At 75.3% G+C, this 20,136-nt stretch carries 17 protein-coding genes; 7 read left to right on the top strand and 10 right to left on the bottom strand.

The features are described from left to right. On the bottom strand, positions 1 to 1,956 hold the full coding sequence (locus HC251_RS22350; RefSeq protein WP_219942836.1) for an alpha-1,4-glucan--maltose-1-phosphate maltosyltransferase: 1,956 nt from the start codon (positions 1,954 to 1,956) through the stop codon (positions 1 to 3). 167 nt (positions 1,957 to 2,123) lie between these two features. Between HC251_RS22350 and HC251_RS22345 the strand changes: the two genes are divergently transcribed. Next, positions 2,124 to 3,374: a 4-alpha-glucanotransferase gene (locus tag HC251_RS22345; RefSeq protein WP_219942835.1), complete on the top strand. Its 1,251-nt coding sequence runs from the start codon at positions 2,124 to 2,126 to the stop codon at positions 3,372 to 3,374. Here HC251_RS22345 and HC251_RS22340 read toward each other — a convergent pair whose 3' ends face one another. From HC251_RS22340 to HC251_RS22330, 3 genes are all read right to left on the bottom strand, one after another. Next, positions 3,375 to 3,761 carry a hypothetical protein gene (locus HC251_RS22340; protein ID WP_219942834.1) on the bottom strand — a complete coding sequence of 129 codons (387 nt, stop codon included), beginning with the start codon at positions 3,759 to 3,761 and terminating at the stop codon, positions 3,375 to 3,377. Positions 3,762 to 3,872: 111 nt separating this feature from the next. After that, positions 3,873 to 4,139, bottom strand: coding sequence for a hypothetical protein (locus HC251_RS22335; RefSeq protein WP_219942833.1), 267 nt, complete (start codon positions 4,137 to 4,139; stop codon positions 3,873 to 3,875). A gap of 94 nt (positions 4,140 to 4,233) precedes the next feature. Then, a complete protein-coding gene (locus HC251_RS22330) occupies positions 4,234 to 4,500 on the bottom strand; it encodes a hypothetical protein (protein ID WP_219942832.1) in 267 nt (88 codons plus the stop codon). Between the two features lie 103 nt (positions 4,501 to 4,603). Here HC251_RS22330 and HC251_RS22325 point away from each other — a divergent pair, with 103 nt between their 5' ends. Both HC251_RS22325 and HC251_RS22320 read left to right on the top strand, forming a co-directional pair. Further along, a complete protein-coding gene (locus tag HC251_RS22325; protein WP_219942831.1) occupies positions 4,604 to 6,505 on the top strand; it encodes a DUF4214 domain-containing protein in 1,902 nt (633 codons plus the stop codon). A gap of 41 nt (positions 6,506 to 6,546) precedes the next feature. Continuing rightward, complete coding sequence (locus HC251_RS22320) at positions 6,547 to 8,115, top strand: sulfatase-like hydrolase/transferase (RefSeq protein ID WP_219942830.1); 1,569 nt, start codon at positions 6,547 to 6,549, stop codon at positions 8,113 to 8,115. Positions 8,116 to 8,171: 56 nt separating this feature from the next. Here HC251_RS22320 and HC251_RS22315 read toward each other — a convergent pair whose 3' ends face one another. Together HC251_RS22315 and HC251_RS22310 are read right to left on the bottom strand one after the other, a co-directional pair. Then, positions 8,172 to 9,770 (bottom strand): molybdopterin-dependent oxidoreductase, encoded by a 1,599-nt coding sequence (locus HC251_RS22315; RefSeq protein ID WP_219942829.1) that lies wholly within the window; start codon positions 9,768 to 9,770, stop codon positions 8,172 to 8,174. 98 nt (positions 9,771 to 9,868) lie between these two features. Next, positions 9,869 to 11,569, bottom strand: coding sequence for a DHA2 family efflux MFS transporter permease subunit (locus HC251_RS22310; protein ID WP_219942828.1), 1,701 nt, complete (start codon positions 11,567 to 11,569; stop codon positions 9,869 to 9,871). Positions 11,570 to 11,760: 191 nt separating this feature from the next. Here HC251_RS22310 and HC251_RS22305 point away from each other — a divergent pair, with 191 nt between their 5' ends. Further along, positions 11,761 to 12,342, top strand: coding sequence for a TetR/AcrR family transcriptional regulator (locus HC251_RS22305; RefSeq protein ID WP_219942827.1), 582 nt, complete (start codon positions 11,761 to 11,763; stop codon positions 12,340 to 12,342). An 18-nt stretch (positions 12,343 to 12,360) separates the two neighbouring features. On the opposite strand, the gene HC251_RS22300 is transcribed toward HC251_RS22305, so the two are convergent. After that, a complete protein-coding gene (locus HC251_RS22300; RefSeq protein ID WP_219942826.1) occupies positions 12,361 to 13,023 on the bottom strand; it encodes a response regulator transcription factor in 663 nt (220 codons plus the stop codon). Further along, on the bottom strand, positions 13,020 to 14,243 hold the full coding sequence (locus HC251_RS22295) for a sensor histidine kinase (RefSeq protein WP_219942825.1): 1,224 nt from the start codon (positions 14,241 to 14,243) through the stop codon (positions 13,020 to 13,022). The genes HC251_RS22300 and HC251_RS22295 overlap by 4 nt, the downstream gene beginning before the upstream one ends. Before the next feature lie 130 nt (positions 14,244 to 14,373). Here HC251_RS22295 and HC251_RS22290 point away from each other — a divergent pair, with 130 nt between their 5' ends. From HC251_RS22290 to HC251_RS22280, 3 genes are all read left to right on the top strand, one after another. Continuing rightward, on the top strand, positions 14,374 to 15,078 hold the full coding sequence (locus HC251_RS22290; protein ID WP_219942824.1) for an ABC transporter ATP-binding protein: 705 nt from the start codon (positions 14,374 to 14,376) through the stop codon (positions 15,076 to 15,078). Continuing rightward, on the top strand, positions 15,075 to 17,048 hold the full coding sequence (locus tag HC251_RS22285; protein WP_219942823.1) for a hypothetical protein: 1,974 nt from the start codon (positions 15,075 to 15,077) through the stop codon (positions 17,046 to 17,048). Before HC251_RS22290 ends, HC251_RS22285 begins: the two co-directional genes overlap by 4 nt. A 71-nt stretch (positions 17,049 to 17,119) precedes the next feature. Next, the gene (locus tag HC251_RS22280; protein ID WP_219942822.1) at positions 17,120 to 18,340 is read left to right on the top strand and encodes a right-handed parallel beta-helix repeat-containing protein; all 1,221 of its coding nucleotides are present in this window, start codon (positions 17,120 to 17,122) and stop codon (positions 18,338 to 18,340) included. 142 nt (positions 18,341 to 18,482) lie between these two features. Here the strand turns inward: HC251_RS22280 and HC251_RS22275 are convergent, their stop codons facing one another. Then, a complete protein-coding gene (locus HC251_RS22275) occupies positions 18,483 to 19,163 on the bottom strand; it encodes a fasciclin domain-containing protein (protein ID WP_219942821.1) in 681 nt (226 codons plus the stop codon). Positions 19,164 to 19,304: 141 nt separating this feature from the next. Beyond that, complete coding sequence (locus tag HC251_RS22270; RefSeq protein WP_219942820.1) at positions 19,305 to 20,111, bottom strand: enoyl-CoA hydratase/isomerase family protein; 807 nt, start codon at positions 20,109 to 20,111, stop codon at positions 19,305 to 19,307. Between the last annotated feature and the right edge of the window lie 25 nt (positions 20,112 to 20,136).

Below are 20,136 nucleotides of genomic sequence, written 5' to 3'. Positions count from 1 at the left end.
TCACGCGACCTCGATCTCGATGATGTGGGCGGGTTGGTCCAACGGCACCAGTCGCACGTAGTTGCGACCGATCCGCCAGTCGAAGGTGTCGCCGGTGAGCAGGTCGTGGGCCTTGAAGCTGGGCGGCAGGCCGAGCTCGTAGGGCACCACGACTACGCCCTCCTGGACGTGCTCGGGGTCGAGCGACACGACGGTGATGACCGTCTGGCCCTCGTGCTGCTTGGCGAAGGCGAGGAGCGCCGGGTTCTCGGTGTCGAGGAAGCGGGTGCCGGACATGTGCTGCAGCGGGACCTGCTGGCGGCGGATGCGGTTGAGCTGCTCGACCAGAGGCAGCAGCGGACCGTCGAGCGCGCGCCGCTTGGCCTCGTACTTCTCGCTGTCGAGGTACTCCTCAGAGCCCGGCTGCACCGGGGTCCGCTCGAAGCTCTCGAAGCCGGAGTAGATGCCGTAGCTGGGCGAGAGGGTGGCGGCCAGGATCAGGCGGCTGACGAACTTCGCCGGGCCGCCGTCGGCCAGCTCGGCGGTCAGGATGTCGGGGGTGTTGGCGAAGAAGTTGGGCCGGAAGTACTCCCGCTCCTCGGTGGTGGCCAGCTCGGTCACGTACTCGGCCAGCTCCCACGAGGACTGCTTCCAGGTGAAGTACGTGTAGCTCTGGTTGAAGCCGGCCTTGGCGAGGGTCCGCATCATGGCCCGGTGGGTGAAGGCCTCGGCCAGGAAGATCACCTCGGGGTGGTCGTCGCGGACCGAGCGGATCAGCCACTCCCAGAACGGCACCGGCTTGGTGTGCGGGTTGTCGACGCGGAAGACCCGGATCCCGTGGTCGACCCAGAACAGGACGACGTCGCGGAGGGCGGTCCACAGCCCCCGCCAGTCCTCGCAGTCGAAGTTGACGTTGTAGATGTCCTGGTACTTCTTGGGCGGGTTCTCGGCGTACTTGAGCGTCCCGTCGGGGCGCCGGTTGAACCACTCGGAGTGCTCGGTCAGCCAGGGGTGGTCGGCCGAGCACTGGATGGCGAAGTCGAGGGCGATCTCGATGTCGAGGTCGCGGGCGGCGGCCACCAGCCGGTCGAGGTCGTCGATGGTGCCGAGCTCGGGGTGGACGGCGTCGTGGCCGCCGTCGGGACCGCCGATGGCCCACGGCGAGCCCGGGTCGTCGGGGCCGGCGACGAGCGTGTTGTTCCGGCCCTTGCGGTTGGTGACGCCGATGGGGTGGATCGGCGGGAGGTAGACGACGTCGAAGCCGAGGTCGGCGAGGGCGGGGAGCTGCTCCTGCACGCCGGCCAGACCGCCCCAGGACCGGGGGAACAGCTCGTACCAGGAGCCGAACCGGGCCCGCTCCGGGTCGACGTCGAGCTCCTGGGCCCGGGGCAGCTTCACGGCGCGGGAGCGGTCGGGGTGGGCGTCGCACAGGGCGACCAGGGCGGGGTCGAGGGCGGCCCCGACGCGGGTGCGGGTGGGGGCGTCGCCGTCCTCGACGACGTCGGCGGCGGAGGCGATGGCGGTGCGGTCGTCGCCCTTGGCCCGCTTGGCCGCGGCCCGCAGCAGGAGCGCACCCTCGGCCAGCTCGCTGCTCAGGTCCTCCTGGCCGGCGTCGGCCTTGCGGCGGATCTCCTCCCGCCACGAGGCCAGCTCGTCGACCCACGCCTCGACGGTCCACTTCCAGCGCCCGAGGGCGTCGACGGGGAACCGGCCCTCCCAGCGGACCCCCTTGACGGCGGCGTCGACGTGGCGCAGGGGGCTCTCCTGCCAGGGGCGCTTCCCGGGCCCCGGCGGCTTCCAGCGCACGACGGCGCGCAGCACCTCGTGACCGTCCCGGAAGATGTCGGCGCCGACCTCGAGGGTCTCGCCGACCGTCCTCTTCGGGAGGTGGCGCCCGCAGTCGACCACCGGCGTCGGGTGCTCGATGACGATGCGCGGGGGAGGGGCGGCGGAGGCGCGACCGGGGACAGGTTCCACCCGCCCAGCCCTACCCGCGACCTCGGACCGAAACAACGGCGATCCCGTGAACACCGCGTTTCCCCTGGTGAGCCGGGCGCCACACCGGGGGCGCGGTTGCGTCGGCCGGGCGCGGGGAGCAGCGGCCGATGGCCCGGGACCGGTCGGCGACGCGCGAGGCTGCGACCGTGCGCGGACCTCGATCGGCCGGGGTGCTGGCCCACGTGACCTCGATCCCGGGCGGCACCCTCGGCGACGCCCGGCGGTTCGTCGACTGGCTGGCGACCGCCGGGGTCGGCTGGTGGCAGGTGCTGCCCGTCGGCCCGCCCGACGAGCACGGATCGCCGTACCGGTCGGCCTCCGCCTTCGCCGGGTGGTCCGGGCTCCTGGCCTCACCGCGCGCCCGGGTGACCGTCGCCGACGAGGACGACTTCCGGCTCGGTCCCGGCGCCGGGTGGATCGACGAGTGGGTCGCGTTCGTCACCGCCACCGGGGGCGACGCCCGCGAGGCGGTGCGGGACCAGGTCCGCTTCGAGCGGGAGTGGCGCGCCCTGCGGGCCCACGCCGCCGACGCCGGCGTGCGGCTCATCGGGGACGTGCCGATCTACGTGGCGCCCGACGGCGCCGACCACCGGGCCCACCCGCAGCTGTTCCGCGCCGGTGCCGTGGCCGGCGTCCCGCCCGACGCCTTCAGCGCCACCGGCCAGCGCTGGGGGAACCCCCTGTTCGACTGGCCGGCCCACCGGCGCCAGGGCTACCGCTGGTGGACCGAGCGCCTGCGGCGCACCTTCGACCTCGTCGACCTCACCCGCATCGACCACTTCCGGGCCTTCACCGCCTACTGGGCGGTGCCCGAGGAGTGCCCCACGGCCATCGAGGGGCGCTGGGTCCGGGGCCCCGGGCGCGACGTGTTCGACGCCGCCGCCGCCGAGCTCGGCCCCCTCCCGGTCATCGCCGAGGACCTGGGCGTGATCACCCCGGCGGTGGAGCGCCTGCGGGACGAGCTCGGGTTCCCGGGCATGGCCGTGCTCCAGTTCGGCTTCGACGGGACCCGCCCCAACCTCCACCACCCCTCCCGCCACCACGAGCACCAGGTGGCCTACAGCGGCACCCACGACAACGACACCGCCCTCGGGTGGTGGCGCTCCCTGGCCCCGGCGGCGCAGGGCCGGGTGCGCGCCACGGCCGATGCCGCGGGGGTCGAGGCCGACAGCGCCCAGCCGTGGTGGACCGTGGTCGACCTGACCATGGCCTCGCCGGCGGCGATGGCGATCGTCCCGCTCCAGGACGTCCTGGGCCTCGGGTCGGACGCCCGGATGAACCAGCCCGGCACCGCGGTGGGCAACTGGTCGTGGCAGGCCGAGCGCCGCCAGCTGACCCCGGCCGTGGCCGGCCGCCTGCGTCGGTCGTTGGAGGGGTCGGACCGCCTGGCGCCGTGATCAGGCGGGGGTGAGCTCGGGGCCGTCGGTCTCCTCGAGGGCGGCGGTGCCCACCGCCCGGTCGGCCTCGGCGGGGCAGGGGTCGGGCACCACGCCCGGAGCCAGGACGACCGCCACCTCGTCGGGGAGCAGCCGACGCAGGACCCGCCGCCCGCTCAACCGGGAGCAGGCGACCCGGACGTCACGTCCAGTGAGGCTCCCGATGGACCGGCGGAGGTCGGCGACCTCGGCCGGGAGCAGGGTGAGGGCGCTGACGTCGAGCACCAGCGGCCGGTCGGGGACGACGAGGCGGGGCAGCCGGCGGAGCAGCTCAGCCCACCCGGCACGACCCCCTCCATCGAAGACGACGGCTCGCTCGTCGTCGCGGTCGATGGTGTGGAAGGCCACGGTGGGGGTTCTCCTCGCTCTGCGCCCAGCGTGGTCGTCCTCCCCACTCGTGTGACATCCAACCGTCACACGGCCCACTCCACCCCTTCGGGTGACGAGCGACAGCGACCGTCAGGGCGACTCGTCGCCCACCGGGGCGTCGGGGTCGGGCTGCTCGTCGTCGGGGCGGGGGTAGCCCTCCTTGTGCGCCTGCTCGCCGCGGGCCTGCTCGTCGAACTTGGCCTCGGCCTCCTCGAGGCTGTCGCTGTCGGCCGCGACCCGCTCGGCGACCTCCTCGTCGCGGGCGATGTCCTGGCCCATCCAGTCGTCCACGGTGCTGTTCTCGGGCTCCCGCACCTCCTCGCCGGGGCGGGAGTTGGTCTCGGGTGCGTCGCTCATCGGGGCTCCTCGGGTGGGGGACGCATCCGGGCTCCCCGCACCCGACGGCCACAAACCGGCGGGACCAGGGCTGCCGTGGCCCGCCGTGGGCGGGTCAGCGGTGGTGGGCGTCGGGCGGGGTGGGTGCCGGCTGCGGGTCGAGCGACTCGCTGCAGCGGGGGCAGGTCCCCGGGCCCCACGGCGTGAAGCTGCGCCCGGCCCGGTCGAGCTCGAGGGCGATCCCGCCGCACACCGACGTCCCCGCCTCCGGGTCGGCGGCGTGGATCGGTCCCACCGGGAGCATGCGGCTGTCGTCCCGGGTGCTCTTGTGCCCCACGGGCGTCCATCCCTCCGCCCCCATCACGAACGATGCGACCGGCATGTCGACCTCCTGCGTCGTCTCCCCGGTGGGCTCCCCCGTCGGGTCGGGGGCGAACCAGGCCCTCGATCTGCGGGCCTCCCGGCCGACGAACCAAGATGTGACCGTGCCGGGACCCGTCGTGCTCCGCCCGCGGCGGCGTTGGCTCCCCGCCCTGGTGGCCGTGCTGTGCCTGGGGGTGGGGTGGACCGGCCCCCCGGCCGGGGCCCAGGACGCGCCCGTCGCGCCCGCCCCGTCGGCCGCCACCGTGCCGGCCGTGGGCGCCCCCGGGTCGACGTCCCGCATCGAGCTGGTGGCGGCGTCGACGCGCGACGGCTGGAGCTACGTCCAGCTCCGCAACCGGGCCTACCCGTGCGCCATCGGGGGCTACAGCACCTTCACCATCGCCACCCGGGTCGGCACCCCGGCCGACGCCGTCCGCCCGCTGTGGGTGTACATGCACGGCGGCGGGTTCGGGCACTTCGACGCCCAGGGCCAGAAGCAGCCACCCGACAGCTGGAACATGCACGAGGAGGACGCCGACCGACAGATCCGCTACCTCACCCGCGGCCACAGCACCGACGGCGGGATCATGGCCTCGGTGCGAGCCGACCCCGCCGGCTACCGGATGCTCGGCGTGTCGATGTGCGGCCACGACGGCTACGGCGGGCCCGACGTCGCGGACCCCAACAACCCGCACCTGACCCCCGACGGTCGGCCCCGGACCGTCAACGGCCTCTACGCGACCAAGGCCGCCGTCGCCTTCGCCCTCCGGTTCGGGCCGACCGACGACATCGTCGTGCACGGCACCAGCGCCGGGTCCTTCGGCGCCTGGCACGTGGCCTGGGCCCTCGAGGAGCAGGGCCTGGCGCCCACGGCGGTGGTCGCCGACTCCGGCATCTTCGCCGACGCCTTCACCGGGTGGGCCGAGGGGCAGCCGGGCTGCGGCGACCCCGACGCCGAGGGGACGGAGATCTTCCGGCGCCGGCTCCACCCGGCGATCGTCGACCCCGCCAACCGCCCGGCCCGCCTGGTGGCCGACGGCCGGCTGTCGAGCCCGGTGCTCGACGTCTGGACGCCCCGGGACCCGATCTGGTGCGGCGACCGGCCGGTCCGGTGCCCGGTGGAGGACGGTCCCGACGCCATGCTGGGGGCCAACGCCTGCATGCACGAGGGGGTCCGCCGGGCCATCGCCGCCCAGGGGCCGGGCAGCCGCTCGCGGTCCATGGAGCTGTGCGTCGACGACCCGGCGACGCCCGGCGACTGCGACCAGCACGCTCCCGCCGACAGCAACAGCGACGTCAACACCAACCCGGCGCACCCGCCGCGCTTCCGCCGGGCGATCATGGACTGGGTTCGCGCCCGGCTGGGCGACGACGGCACCGCACCTGTCGCCGACCGCACGCCGGGCCACTCGTTCGCCACCGCGGCGGTGACCGACCTCCTGGGTCGGACCGACCTGCGCCGGGCCGAGGCGGTCGCCCTCGCCCTCGCCGCCGGCGACACCAAGACCGCCGTCCTGGGGCGCCTCACCCGGGGCCCGGAGTGGCTCTCGGCGATCGTCCAGGACCTCTACCGCTCGACCCTCGGCCGGGAGGGGACGGCCGCCGACGTGGCCTTCTGGGTCCGGGAGCTGGCGTCGGGGCGGCGGACCGTCGCCCGCGTGGCCGCCAGCTTCTACGCCTCGGCGGAGTACGTCGGCGCCGTGGGCGGGACGCCGGAGGCGTGGGTCGGGGACCTCTACGACGCCATCCTCGGCCGCCCCGCCGACGCCGCCGGCGTGGCGTACTGGGTCGACCAGGTCGCCCGCACGAACCGGCCGTCGGTCGCCCACCGCTTCTTCCAGTCGGCCGAGTCGGTCGCGGCGCGGGTCGACGGGTTGTACGGGAAGCTGCTGGCCCGGCCCGCCTCGGCGTCCGACGTCGACTACTGGGGGCCGCGGGTGAAGGCCGAGGGGGACCTGGCCCTGGCGGTCAGCCTCGCCCGGAGCGACGAGTACCAGCGACGGTCCGAGGCCCGCTTCCCCTGAGGCGAGCCAACCTTCTGTCACCTGACGTGACAGCATGGGGCATGGCCGCACGCCCCAACGTGGTGCTGATCGTCACCGACCAGCACCGTCTCGACCACACCGGCTTCGGTGGCAGCGCGGTGGTGCAGACCCCGCACCTCGACGCCCTGGCCGCCCGGGCGACCAGCTTCACCGAGGCCTTCGCCGCCAACCCGATCTGCATGCCCAACCGGGCCACCCTCCTCACCGGACGCATGCCGTCGGCCCACGGCACCCGGTGCAACGGCATCGCCCTCGACTGGGACGCCAGCACCTGCGTCCGCGAGCTGCGCCGCGCCGGGTACCGCACCGGCCTGGTCGGCAAGGCCCACTTCCAGAACATGGGCTTCGGGCGGGACATGGTGCCGCTCCTGCGCGCCGGCCTGGCCGAGCCCGACGCCGTCGTGCGCCCCCGCCCGCCCGGGTGGGACGGCTGGGAGGACGAGGCCCGCTACGCCGCCGGCGACGTCGACGTGCCCGAGGACTTCTACGGCTTCGACCACGTCGAGCTCACCGTCGGCCACGGCGACGTGATGAGCGGCCACTACCTCCGCTGGCTCATCGACCGGGGGGTCGACCCGGCCACGTCGCTGGGGGCCGAGGTGGCGGCCGAGACCTCGCCCCACTGGTGGCAGGCGTGGAGGCCGGCGCTGCCCGCCGAGCTGCACCCCACCGCCTTCGTGGGGGAGCGGGGCGTGGCGTTCGTCGAGGACGCGGCCCGGGGCGACGACCCGTTCTTCCTCCAGGTCTCGTTCCCCGACCCCCACCACCCCTTCTGCCCGCCCGACGAGTACTGGTCGCTCTACGACCCCGACGACCTGGAGCTGCCGGCCACCTTCGACGACCCCCACGAGGCCTCGCCGGCCCACCTCCGCGCCTGGCGGCAGGGCCGGGGGGCACCGCCGCCGGCCATCCCGGTCCTGCCGTTCTCGCCCACGGCCGAGGTGTGGCGGGAGGCGGCGGCCAAGGAGTACGGGTCGATCACCCTCCTCGACCGCGCCATCGGCGGGGTGCTGGACGCCCTGGAGGCGACCGGCGCCGCCGACGACACCGTGGTGATCTTCACCAGCGACCACGCCGAGATGTTCGGGGACCACGGCCTGATGCTGAAGGCGGCCATGCACTACCGGCCGGCGCTGCGGGTCCCGCTGCTCGTCGCCCGCCCGGGCCAGACCGTGGGGGCGGAGTCGTCGTCGCTCGTCGGCTCGATCGACGTGGCCCAGACGATCCTCGACCTGTGCGGGGTCGACCCCTACGAGGGCATGCAGGGCCACAGCCTGCGGCCGGTGCTCGACGACCCCGCCGTCGCCCCGCGCGACCAGATCCTCGTGGAGGAGGACGAGCCCTTCGACCTGGCCGGGCTGGGCCAGCCCCTGCGGATGCGCACCCTCATCACCGCCGCGGGCCGGCTGTCGGTGTACCGGGGGAGCGAGGAGGGCGAGCTGTTCGCCCTCGACGACGACCCCGACGAGATGGCCAACCGCTTCGCCGACCCCGGCGCCGCCGGGCTGCGGGCCGAGATGTTCGAGCGCCTCGCCGTCGAGCAGATGGTGCTCTCGGACGCCGGCACCACGCCCACCTGCACCGCGTAGGCGTTCTCAGCACGGAAGAGCACCGATGCGGTGCACGTCCTTCGGCGCGGGCCCGGCTACTGGACGCTGAGGCGGATGGTGTGCCAGCCGCTCGCACCGTCGGGGAGCGGGTCGGTCCGCTCCTCGGGCTGGACCTCGCCCTCGCCGTCGGTGGCGCGCACCTTCACCGTGTGGAAGCCGGCGTCGAGCTCGACCGGGAGCGTCCACTGCCGCCAGGTGTCCTCGCCCAGGGCCTCGCCGAGGGTCGCCTCGGTCCACTCGCCGTCGTCGACGAGGACCTCGACCTTCGCGATGCCGCGGGTCTGGGCCCACGCCACCCCGGCGATGGGCACCGTGCCGGGCGACGGCTTGGCCAGGTTCCGGGGGGTGTCGATGCGGCTCATGGTCTTCACGGGCGCCCGGGCGGCGTAGTCCCGGCGCACCCAGTAGCTGTCGAAGGCGTCGAAGGTCGTCAGCTCCACCTCGGTCAGCCACTTCACCGAGGCGATGTAGCCGTAGAGCCCGGGGACGACGAGGCGCACCGGGAAGCCGTGATCGATCGGGAGGGGCTCGCCGTTCATGCCGACGGCGACGATGGCGTCACGGTCGTAGGCGGCCTCGACGGGGAAGCCGCCGGTGTAGTCGTCGGCCGAGCGCCCGACCACCTGGTCGGCCCCGGCGCGGACGCCGGCCTCGTCGAGCAGCTCGCTCAGCGGGAACCCGAGCCAGCGGGCGTTGCCGACCAGGTTGCCGCCGATGAGGTTCGACACGCAGGTCATGGTGATGTCGTACTCCCGCATGTCGCGGGCGATCAGGTCCTCCCACGGGAGCTCGATCGTCCGGTCGACCATGCCGGTGACCTTCAGGACGTAGCCGTCGGTCTTGACCTGGAGGGGGGTGATGTTCTTGTCGATGCGGTAGAAGTCCCGGTTCGGCGTGGTGAACGGGCTCACGCCCTCGACGCCGACGCTCGTGCCCCGGGGGATCGGCGGGAGCGGGTCGACGGGACGGGGCAGCGTCACCGCCTGGCGGCTGGCGCTGGCGTTGTTCCGGGCCTGGAGGGTGCGGCCGGCACCGGCGGCCGCCCCGGCCAGGACCAGGGCGGTGCCCGAGGCGATGAGGAACTCGCGGCGGGGCGGCAGCCCGTCGGTCGGGTCGTCGAGGTGCGACCGGCGCTCGCGCCCCACGACGGGCAGGGCGGCGACCACGTCGCCGCCGGGCGTGTAGGTCGCCCGCAGGAGGGCGAGGGCGGCGATGGCAGCGGCCGCGCCGAGCAGGGAGGGGAGGGCGGAGGCGACGAGGCCGGCGGTGCCCTGGTCGCGGGTGGCGACCACGCCGACGAGCGACACGGCGACGACGACGGCGGCGGCGACGGCCGGGCGGCGCCGGGCGACGAGGGCCAGGACCACGCCGAGGACGAACACGATGACGAGGGTCCCGACGATCAGGGCGACCTTGTCGTTCTTGCCGAACGTCTCGATGGCGAAGTCCTTGACGCTCGGCGGGACGTTGTCGATCACGAGACCGCCGACGGCGACGACCGGTGAGCCGGCGTCGGTGAGGATGCCGCCGACGAGCTCGGCGACGCCGAGCCCGACCCCGGCGGCGAGGAGGCCGGCGAGCACGGCCCGCAGGCTGCCCCCGGTGGGACGGAGGCGGGCGGCGAGCGAGGGCATCAGCCCTGGTTCGTCACCGCACCCCTCCCGGATCGGTCACCCCTCGCCCCGCGGCGATGGGAGTGCACGGATCGCCTCCGAGGCGATGCGTGCGCCCGTCAGTCGACGAGGGTGGGCTCCCGGCCGGCGTCACCGTCGGTGATGGTGGGGGAGGGCTCGAGCTCGCCGTCGTCGACCACGTCGCCGGCGGCGTCGGGGCGGACCGCGTCGCCGGGCGTGCCCGGCACCGCTCCGAACGGCACCGGGGCGCCCTTGGGGAGCAGGAACCAGGCCGCGGCGGCGGCCGAGAACACCACGAGCGAGCCGACGATGGCCGCCAGGCCGAGCCCGTCGACGAACGCCTGCTGGGCGGCGGAGGTGAGGGCGGCGCCGGGGGCCCCGCCGATCTGCTGGCCGACGGCGAGGGCACCGGTGAGGCCCGAGTCGGCCAGGGACCGGGCGCCGTCGGGCAGCCCGGTGAGGGCGGGGGCCAGGCTCGAGGCGTACTGGCTGGTCACGAGCGAGCCGAGGACGGCCACGCCGAGGGCACCGCCCAGCTCCCGGGTGGTGTCGTTCATGGCCGAGCCCACGCCGGCCTTGCCCAGCGGGACCGACGACATGATGAGCGTGGTCAGCGGGGTCATGGTCAGCGACATGCCGAAGGCCAGCGGGAGGATCGACAGGTAGACCATGGCGATCGAGCTGCTCACCCCGACCTGGGAGAAGATCGCCAGGCCGGTGGCGGTGAACCCGAGCCCGAAGGGGACGACCCGGGCGGCGCCGAAGCGGGCGACCAGCTTGGGCACCTGCGGGGCGACGCTCATCATCACCGCCGCCATCGGCAGCTGGAGCAGGCCCGACTCGAGGGCCGAGTAGCCGAGGACCAGCTGGAAGTACTGGGCGACCAGGAAGAAGGTGCCGAACATGGCGAAGAAGGTCAGCGACATGCCGGCCGAGGCCACGCTGAACCGGCGGTCGCGGAACAGCCGCAGGTCGAGCATCGGGTGCCGGGCCCGCAGCTCCCAGGCGGCGAAGAGGCCGAGGGCCGTGAACGAGGCGGCGAAGGTCAGCAGCGTCTCGGGGGAGGCCCAGCCGTGGTGGGGGCCCTCGATGATGGCGTACACCAGCGACCCGAGGCCGATGATCGACAGCCCGGCGCCGAGGAAGTCGAGGGGCACCTTCTCCGGGTCCTTCGACCGGGGCACCAGCACGGCGCCGGCGACGAGGGCGATGAGGATGATCGGGACGTTGATCAGGAAGACCGAGCCCCACCAGTAGTGCTCGATGAGCCAGCCCGAGGCGATCGGCCCGATGGCGGCGCCGCCGCCGGAGATGCCGGCCCAGATGGCGATGGCCCGGGGACGCTCGTGGGCGGGGAAGACGTTGGTGAGGATCGACAGCGTCGACGGCATCACGAAGGCGGCGGCGATGCCCATGATCGCCCGGGCCGTGATCACCTGGCCGGCGGTGTCGGCGACGGTGGCGAAGGCGGCGCCGACGAGGAAGACGCCGAGGCCCGCCTGCAGCGCTCCCTTGCGGCCGAAGCGGTCGCCGATGGTGCCGGCGGTGAACAGGAGCCCGGCGAACACGAGGGCGTAGGCGTCGACCATCCACTGGAGCGAGCTGGTCGAGGCCTCGAGCTCGCGCGCCAGCGTCGGCAGGGCCACGTTCAGGCTGGTGTTGCCGATGATGACGATCAGCAGGCTGGTGCAGAGGACCACGAGGGTCTTCCACCGCCGGGCGTAGATCGTGGGGTCGATCCCGAAGGTCTCGTCGGTGCCTGCGGTCGGGTGACCGGCGTCCTTGGTGAGCTCTGCCATCGCTGTGCCTCTCTGCGTGCCGTCCCGGCCCGACCTCTGCGTCGGGGGTTTCGCTACGACATCGACCCGTAACCTTAGAGGGCGACGGATCCTTCCCGACCCGGTGTTTCCGCACGTCGACGGTGACATCGGCCACCCTGCGGCCGGTGTTCGAGAGCGGTCGAGGTCTGCTTTCGCTACGGTTCAGGATCGTGGCCCGTCCCCGCAGTGAAGAAGCGCACCGCGCTGCTCTCGACGCGACCGTCGAGCTTCTGCTGGAGGCCGGCGTCGAGGGCGTGACCCTCGAGGAGGTGGCGTCCCGGTCGGGCGTGGCCAAGTCGACCCTGTACCGCCACTTCGCCTCCCGGGAGGGCCTCATCGCCAAGGCCGCCCGGGGCTGCGTCATCGAGCAGCCGACCCCCGACACCGGCTCGCTCGCCGACGACCTGCGCTACCTGTTCGGGCGGTTCAACGAGGTCGAGGAGGAGCGGCGGGTGACCGACATGCTCCCGCTGCTCATCGACGCCGCCAAGCGGGACCCCGAGATGGAGGAGATCGTGACCTCCGTCCTCGCCGAGCGGAAGCGCCCGCTGCGCACCGTCCTCCAGCTGGCCCAGCTGCGGGGCGAGATCAGCCGGGACCTCGACCTCGACACCGCCCTGGCCATGGTGATCGGGCCCTTCACCTACCGCCGCCTGGTCGAGCGCCGAGAGGCGACCCCCGAGTTCATCGACGCCGTCTTGAACGGCGCCATCGCCGGTCTCCACGCCACCGTCGAGGCGCGGGTGGGCTGAGCGGCCTCCCGCCCCCGATCAGGCTCCGTCCATGTGGCCGGACTGCCACGCCCAGGCGGCCAGCTCACCCCGGTTGCGGGCGCCGATCTTCGCCTGCAGCGAGGCCAGGTGGGACTTCACCGTCGACGGGGAGACGAAGAGGCTCCCGCCGATCTCGGCGTTGGTGAGGCCGCGGGCGACGAGGGTCAGGACCTGCCCCTCCCGCTCGGTCAGGGGCTCGGCCGGGGCGGCCACGGCCCGCCGGGCGGCGGCCCCGCCGCTGAGCTGGCGCAGCAGGCGGGTCGTGACCTGCGGGGACACCAGGGCATCGCCCCGCACCGCGGCCCGGACCGCCTCGACGAGCAGGGCCGGCCCGGCGTCCTTGAGCAGGAACCCGGTGGCGCCGTGGAGGAGGGCGGCGTGGACGTACTCGTCGAGGTCGAAGGTGGTGACGACCACGACCCGCACCGGTTCGGCGACCTCCCGGCCGGCGAGCAGGCGCGTGGCCTCCAGGCCGTCGAGGACGGGCATGCGGATGTCGAGCAGGGCCACGTCGGGGCGGAGCCGCCGGCACAGCTCCACCGCCGTGCGCCCGTCGGCCGCCTCGCCGACGACCGAGATGTCGTCGGTCGCCTCCAGGATGAGGCGGAACCCGGCCCGCACCATCTCCTGGTCGTCGGCCAGCACCACCCGGATGCTCACCGCCCCACCGACGCCATCGCCGGCAGCACGGCCTCGACCCGCCAGCCCTGCTCGGGCGGGACGGCCGGGCCGGCCACGAGCCGGCCGCCGAGCGCCTCGGCCCGCTCGGCCATCCCGATCAGCCCGAAGCCACCGCCGGCGAGGGCGGCGGTGGGGTCGGGCCCCAGCGGCAGGCGGCCGTCGTCGGCCACGGTGACGACGAGGTGCCCGTCGACGACCCGGACGGCGACGTCGACGCGGGTCGGGTCGACGGCGTGGCGGTGCACGTTGGTCAGCGCCTCCTGGACGATGCGGTGGGTCGCCGCCGCCGTGGCCCCCCGTGCGGTCTCGCCGGCCTCGGCGCTGATGCCCAGGGTGACGGGCAGGCCGGTCCGGCGGCTGCGGGCGACCAGGTCCTCCAGCCCGGCGAGGTCGTCGAGGGCGGCCAGCCCGGCGGGCGGGGCGGTCGGGGCCCGGTCGGCCGTGCCCCGCAGCGTCCCCACCATCCCCCGCATGGCCGTGAGGGCGTCGCGGCCGGCGCCCTCGATGCGCTCGAGGGCGGCGCCGGCGGCCGCCGGGTCGCGGTCGGCCACGACCTGGGCGGCCTGGGCCTGGACCACGATCCCGGTGATGTAGTGCGCCACCAGGTCGTGCAGCTCCCGGGCGATGTCGATCCGCTCGGACCGCCGCGCCGCGTCGGCGGCCCGGAGCCGCTCGCCGTCGAGGTGGCGGAGGTACACCCCGGCCCCGACGCCCAGGGCGTAGGCACCGCCGAGGAGGCCGGTGGCCACGATCCGGACCGGCGGCTCCGACGGCCACGTCGCCACGCTGGCCACGGCCACCGCCCCGGCCGCCGCCGCCCCGGCGGCGACGAGCGCGGGCTGGCGCCGCACCACCGGCGTGGACAGGGCGGCGACGGCGACGATCGGGGCCAGGGCCGGGATCCCCGGGTCCCCGACGACGGAGGTGGCGAGGACGGCGAGGCCGACGGTCCCGGCCACGAGGAGGGCGAGGGCGGGCAGCGCCGCCCACCGCCGGGCGCCGGCCAGGGCCACGGCGGCCAGGCCGGCGAGGGCCTTCTCGGCGGCGAGCGCCCCCGAGAGCTGGACGACGTCGATCAGGGCGACCACCCCCACCGCGCCCACCACCGCCAGGTCGACGACCCACGGCAGCAGCCGGGTCACCCGATCCCACCACGCCCGCGCCCCTCCGGGCGCAGCGGGCGAGGTCGCGGGGAGCACGTCCCGATGGTACGGACCGGTCCCGGCCCCGGCCTCCGCCGATCGGCCATCGGCGTCGGTCCGATCGGTCACCCCCTCCTGGCCGCCCGACCGATGCGCCGGCACCCCCGCCGGGCGCACGCTCGCCGCCATGGACACGCTCACCCCCACCCCCACCGCGACCGCCACCGCCCTGCGGGGGACGAACCTGTGGCGGCGGTTCGGCGAGACGACGGCCCTGGCCGGCGTCGACGTCGCCATCGGCCGGGGCGAGGCCGTCGCCGCCATGGGGCCGAGCGGGTCGGGGAAGTCGACGCTGCTGCACTGCCTGGCCGGCGTCGAACGCCCCGACCTCGGTGAGGTCTGGCTCGGCGACCGCCGCATCGACCGCCTCTCCGAGCGGGAGCGGAGCCGCCTGCGCGCCGCCGAGCTCGGGTTCGTCTTCCAGTCGGGCCAGCTCCTGCCCGAGCTGCCGGCGATCGAGAACGTCGCCCTCCCCCTCATGCTCACCGGGGCCACCCGCCGGCGGGCCGCCGCCGAGGCGGACCGCTGGTTCGGTCCCCTCGGGCTCGAGGGCCTGGAGCGGCGCCGCCCGGGCGAGCTCTCGGGTGGCCAGGCCCAGCGCGTCGCCATCGCCCGCGCCCTGGTCGCCCGGCCCCGCGGGGTCTTCGCCGACGAGCCCACCGCCGCCCTCGACCGGGCGACCGGCCGCGACGTGGTCGCCCTCCTGGTCCGCGCCTGCCGGACCTCGGGCGCCGCCCTCCTCGTGGTGACCCACGACCCCGAGGTGGCCGCCGCCTGCGACCGCACCCTCCACCTGCGCGACGGCGCCCTGGTCTCCGAGGCCGGTCGATGACCGTGCTGCGCATCTCCGGTCTGCTGTGGCGGCGCGGCGGTGCCCGCCAGTGGACCGTGCTCGCCATGAGCGCCGCCGGCGTCCTCGCCGCGACGACGCTCGCGCTGCTCGCCCTCTCGGTGAGCCCCGCCCTCGGTGCCCGGGGCGACCGGGTCGCCTGGCGGACCCCGATGGCCGCCGCCGACCCCGACGCGGCCACCGCGGTCCAGCGCACGATGACCGATGCCTACCGGGGCCGGGAGATCACCCGGGTCGAGCTGGCCCCGACCGGCCGCGGCACCGTGCCCCTCCCGCCGGGCGTGGACGCCGTCCCCGGCCCGGGCGAGGTCGTCGTGTCGCCGGCCCTGGCCGACCTGTTGGCGTCCGAGCCGGCGGCCGCCCTCGGCGACCGCCTCCCGGGGACGATCGTCGGCCAGGTCGGGCCCGAGGGCCGGGCCATCGACGCCGACCTGGTCGCCGTGGTGGGCCGGGCCGAGGGCGAGATCGCCGTCGACGGCACCCCCATCGTCGGCTACGACGCCAGTGGCGAGACCGACGTCATCGCCGACTACCGGGTCATGGCCCAGATCGCCGCCGTCCTCCTCGTGGTCCCGACGCTGCTGCTCGTCGGCGCCCTGGCCCGTCTCACCGCCGCCCAGCGCGAGCAGCGCCTCGCCGGGCTCCGCCTCGTCGGCGCCACGCCGGGCCTCGTCGTCGCCGTCACCGCCCTCGAGACGGCGTTGGCCGCGCTGGCCGGCGCCGTGGGCGGGGTGGCCCTCTACGCCGCGGTCCTGCCCGCCGCCGCCCGCATCGAGCTGGGCGGGAGCGACTTCGCCGTCGCCGACCTCTGGCTCGGGGCCGGCGCCCTCGCCGCCGCCGTCGTGCTGGTGCCGCTGCTGGCCGCGGGGAGCGCGACGGTGGCCCTGCGGAAGGTGGTGATCGGCCCGCTCGGCGTGTCGAGTCGGGTGGGCGGCCGCCGCCCGCGGCTCGTGCGCCTCCTGGTCGTGCCGGTGGCGTGGCTCGCCCTCACGGTCTCGGCCGCCCAGCTGGGCCACGGCGGCTCGGTGGTCCCGGTGCTGCTCGGCCTGGGGGCGGTGATCGGCACGCTGGCCGTGGTCGGGCCGCTGCTGACGTGGCTCGTCGGCGCCGCCCTGGCCCACCTCGGCCGGCGACCGGGGCCGGTCCTCGCCGGCCGTCGCATCACCGACGACGCCCGCGGCACCTACCGCGCCGTCAGCGGCATGGTGATGGCCGGGCTCATCGCCGGGTTCCTCTTCGGCGTCATCCCGACGGTCCGGGCCGTCTCCGACTCCGTCGAGCACCTGGACGAGGCGACCGACCTGTACCTCTCCGTCGCCGGCCCGGCCGACGGTGAGGCCGTGCGGGCGGTCGAGCGGGCCGTGGCCGAGGCCGTGCCCGGGACCGAGGTCGCGGGCTGGTCGTCGTCGGAGGGGGAGGAGGTCGTGACCCGTGGGACGGTCGTGGCCGAGGCCGGCACCGACGTCGAGGTGGTGCGCACCGCCATCTTGGCCGCCGACCCCACCGCCGGCGTGTCGTCCCTCGCCGACATCGACGCCGAGGCCCGGTTGATGGTCGAGGACCTGGGCCGGGCCAGCGTGGTGATGTCGCTGGCCGCCCTCGGCCTGGCCACCGTGGCGACGGCCATCGGCTCGACGGCCTCGATCCTCGACCAGCGGGTCACCCTCACCCGCCTGCGCCTGGCCGGCACGTCCCTCGAGGTCCTCCAGCGGGCCCGGCGGTGGCAGGCGATGGTGCCCCTCGGGCTGGCCAGCATCGGCGCCATGGCCAGCGGCGCCGGCGCCGCCCAGCTCCTCATGGTCGCCGCCGCGGCCGAGGAGCAGCCGGTCGTGGGGCCCGACGTGGTCCCCATGGCGGGCCTGGGCCTGGCCGCCCTGGCCGCCGGTGCCGTCGCCGTCGCCCTCACCCGCCCCGTCCTCGTCGCCGCCACGCGCGACGCGCCGCGCGAGTAGGCCGGACCCCGCCGGGACGGACGGCGTCGCCGTGGTGCCCGGAGGTCGGTCGTGCGTGCCAGCCTCTGACGGTGGACGCCGCCGACGAGACCCCCGCCCGTCCCGACGCCGGCCGTCGGGGCGTGCTCATCGCCGGCGCCGGCCTGGCCGGGGCCGGGGTGGCCGCCGTCGCCCTGGCCGCCATCGGCCGGGGCGACGACGACGGCTCGCCGGGGCTCCCGCGGGCCGGGGCCACCGCCCCCGCGGGCTCGCCGCCGGGCGGGTGGCGCGACGCGACCCGCGACCACGGGGCCCGGGGCACCGGCGAGGGCGACGACCGCGGTGCCCTCCAGGACGCCCTCGACGCCGCCGCCGGCGAAGGCACCGGCCCGCTGCGCGGCGGCACCGTCCACCTGGGGGCGGGCGTCTTCCCCATCAGCGGCAGCCTCTTCCTCCGCTCCGGCGTGACCCTCCGCGGTGCCGGCCCGGGCACGGTCATCAAGCTGGCCTCGGGGGTCGACGAGCCCGCCCTCGTGATCGAGGCCGACGCCGACGGCACGCCTGTCGCCAACGCCGCCATCCGCGACCTCACCCTCGACGGGTCGACGGGCGAGCAGACCGCGGGCCGGCACGGCATCGCCCTCCGGGGCAACAACAGGGGGTCGCTGACCCCGGTCACCGGGAGCGACTCGTTCCACCTGATCGCCGATGTCATCGTCGTGTACTTCGGCGGGCACGGCATCGCCATCGGCGTCGACCCACCCGATGGCGCCACCCCGGCCGAGGTCCGCGCCACCCGGGTCCTCCAGGCCGTCGTGTTCGAGTGCGCCAAGGCCGGCGACGGGCGGGCCGGCATCCTCGTCGGGGGCACCGACGGGGTCTTCGTCGCCTGCGACGTGGCCGGGTGCGACGGCCCGGGCTACCTGATCACCCGGGCCAACAACCGGCTCGAGGGGTGCAAGGCCTACTTCAACCACGACGAGTTCGTCGTCACGGGCGAGCGCAACCAGCTCGTGGGGTGCCAGGCGCAGGACTCCTTCGGCGACGGCTTCGTGCTGCGCGGCACCGCCAACTCCACGCTCGCCGGCTGCCAGGCCGACTCCAACGCCGGGGCCGGCTTCCGGCTCGACGACACGCGCACCAGCGCCCTCACCGGGCTCACGTCGTTCCGCCGGGGCGACCGTCCGGCCGAGGGACCGGGGGTGGTGCTCGAGGGCGGGACCGAGCGCTGCCTCGTCACCGGGACGGTGGACGGCTTCCCCGTCGCCGTCGAGGGCGAGAACCCCGGCGGCATCACCCAGATCGTGGGCTGATCGCCCGCCCGTCGCCCCGCCGCCGGCCGGCGGGGCGCACCCGGGACCGCACCCCGAGCGCGGAGGAGCCCGGGCCGTGGGCCCGGGCTCCTCCATCCGAGAGGGTCAGCCCCCCGCATCGGCGGCTGCTCTCAGAGGGGACTCACGCCGGGGGCATGAGGACCGAGTCGATGATGTGGACGGTCGCGTTGGCGGTGGTCACGTTGGCGCAGACCACGGTCGACTCACCGTTGATGGTGAGGCTGTCGCCCTCCATCGCCAGCTCGACGGTGTCACCGTTGAGCATGGTCAGCTCGGACTCGCCGGACAGGGCCTCGGCGTCGAGCATCCCACCGTCGTAGACGTGGTAGGTCAGGACGTCGGTGAGGGCGTCGGTGTCGGCGAGCAGGGCGTCGAGGTCCTCGGCCGGGATCGCCTCGAAGGCGCTGTTGGCCGGGGCGAAGATGGTGTACTCGGCGTCCGGGGCGTTGAGGGCGTCGACCAGGTCGGCGGCCACGACGGCCTCGACCAGCGTGCTCAGGACCGGGTTGTTGCTGGCGGCGGTGCCGGCGGTGTCGTCGGCCATCCCGGCGCTGCTGCCCTCGCCGTCGGCGGGGATGGCGGAGCAGGCCTCGCCGACGGGCTCGGCCATGGCGGCGTCGTCCTCGGCCATGGCGTCGTCATCGGCCTCGGTGGTCTCGGTGCCCTCGTCCTCGGTGACGGTGGTCTCGGTGTCGCTGCCGGAGGCGGTGTCGCTGCCCTCGTCGTCACCACACGCCGCGGCGGCGAGGGAGAGCGTGGCCAGCAGGGCCAGCAGTGTCATGAAGGGCTTCTTGGTGCGCATGTGCAGGAGGGTCCTCTCGTAGGGGCGACCCCGGGGAGGGTCGATCGCGGCCCCCGGTCGTCGGGAGCCAGGTGGTGTTCGGCCACCACCCCCCGCCGGATTGGAGGAAAGTTGCGCAGTCAGCGTTCTCCGGGTCGCGGGCTACTCGGAGGTGGGCCCGTCGAAGCGGGGAGGACGCTTCTCCCGGTGGGCGGCCAGGCCCTCCCGGGCGTCCGGTCCGGTGAAGCCGAGGAACTCGTAGGCGAGCGAGGCGTCGAACACCGCGGCCTGCTGGCGGTACCAGTGGTTCAGGGTGTGCTTGGTGAGGCGGATCGCCGCCTGGGCGCCACCGGCGAGCTGGGTGGCGACCTCGAGGGCCCGGTCCTGGACGGCGTCGTCGTCGGCGACCAGCGACACCAGGCCGATGCGCTCGGCCTCCTCGCCGGTGAGCGGATCGCACGTCAGCAGCAGGTACTTGGCCTTGGCCATGCCGCACAGGAGGGGCCAGCAGATGGCGGCGTGGTCACCGGCGGCCACGCCCAGCCGGGTGTGGCCGTCGATGATCCTGGCCGTGCGGGCGGCCACCGAGACGTCGGCCAGGAGGGCGGCGCACAGCCCGGCCCCGACGGCGGGGCCGTGGATCGCCGACACGATCGGCTTCGAGCAGTCGATCACGTTGAAGACGAGGTCCCGGGCCTCGCGCAGGACGCGCAGGCGGACCGCCTCGTCGTCCATGATCTCCTCGACCATCTCGAAGCTGCCGCCGGCCGAGAAGGCCCGCCCCGCCCCCCGCAGCAGGGCCACGTTGGTGTCGGGGTCGCGGTCGACGGCGAGCCAGACGTCGGCCAGCTGGCGGTGCACGGCCCGGTCGACGGCGTTGAGCCCGGGCCCGTCGAGGGTGATCCGCAGCACGCCGTCGGCCGGACGGTCGAAGGTGAGGTCGGGGAAGTCGGCGTACCGGTCGGTCATGGGGCCAGCCTGGCCCACGCCGGGC

The sequence above is a fragment of the Iamia sp. SCSIO 61187 genome, assembly GCF_019443745.1.
GTDB lineage: Bacteria > Actinomycetota > Acidimicrobiia > Acidimicrobiales > Iamiaceae > Iamia.
The sequence above is the reverse complement of the archived record's forward strand: the minus strand, read 5'-3'. Positions and strand labels throughout refer to the sequence as shown.

What these genes read in the sequence shown, in the direction of transcription:
- HC251_RS22335 (WP_219942833.1), bottom strand. Translation starts at nt 4,139, where the DNA reads ATGAGCGACGCACCCGAGACCAACTCCCGCCCCGGCGAGGAGGTGCGG.
- HC251_RS22270 (WP_219942820.1), bottom strand. Translation starts at nt 20,111, where the DNA reads ATGACCGACCGGTACGCCGACTTCCCCGACCTCACCTTCGACCGTCCG.
- HC251_RS22315 (WP_219942829.1), bottom strand. Translation starts at nt 9,770, where the DNA reads ATGCCCTCGCTCGCCGCCCGCCTCCGTCCCACCGGGGGCAGCCTGCGG.
- HC251_RS22330 (WP_219942832.1), bottom strand. Translation starts at nt 4,500, where the DNA reads ATGCCGGTCGCATCGTTCGTGATGGGGGCGGAGGGATGGACGCCCGTG.
- HC251_RS22290 (WP_219942824.1), top strand. Translation starts at nt 14,374, where the DNA reads ATGGACACGCTCACCCCCACCCCCACCGCGACCGCCACCGCCCTGCGG.
- HC251_RS22285 (WP_219942823.1), top strand. Translation starts at nt 15,075, where the DNA reads ATGACCGTGCTGCGCATCTCCGGTCTGCTGTGGCGGCGCGGCGGTGCC.
- HC251_RS22310 (WP_219942828.1), bottom strand. Translation starts at nt 11,569, where the DNA reads ATGGCAGAGCTCACCAAGGACGCCGGTCACCCGACCGCAGGCACCGAC.
- HC251_RS22320 (WP_219942830.1), top strand. Translation starts at nt 6,547, where the DNA reads ATGGCCGCACGCCCCAACGTGGTGCTGATCGTCACCGACCAGCACCGT.
- HC251_RS22275 (WP_219942821.1), bottom strand. Translation starts at nt 19,163, where the DNA reads ATGCGCACCAAGAAGCCCTTCATGACACTGCTGGCCCTGCTGGCCACG.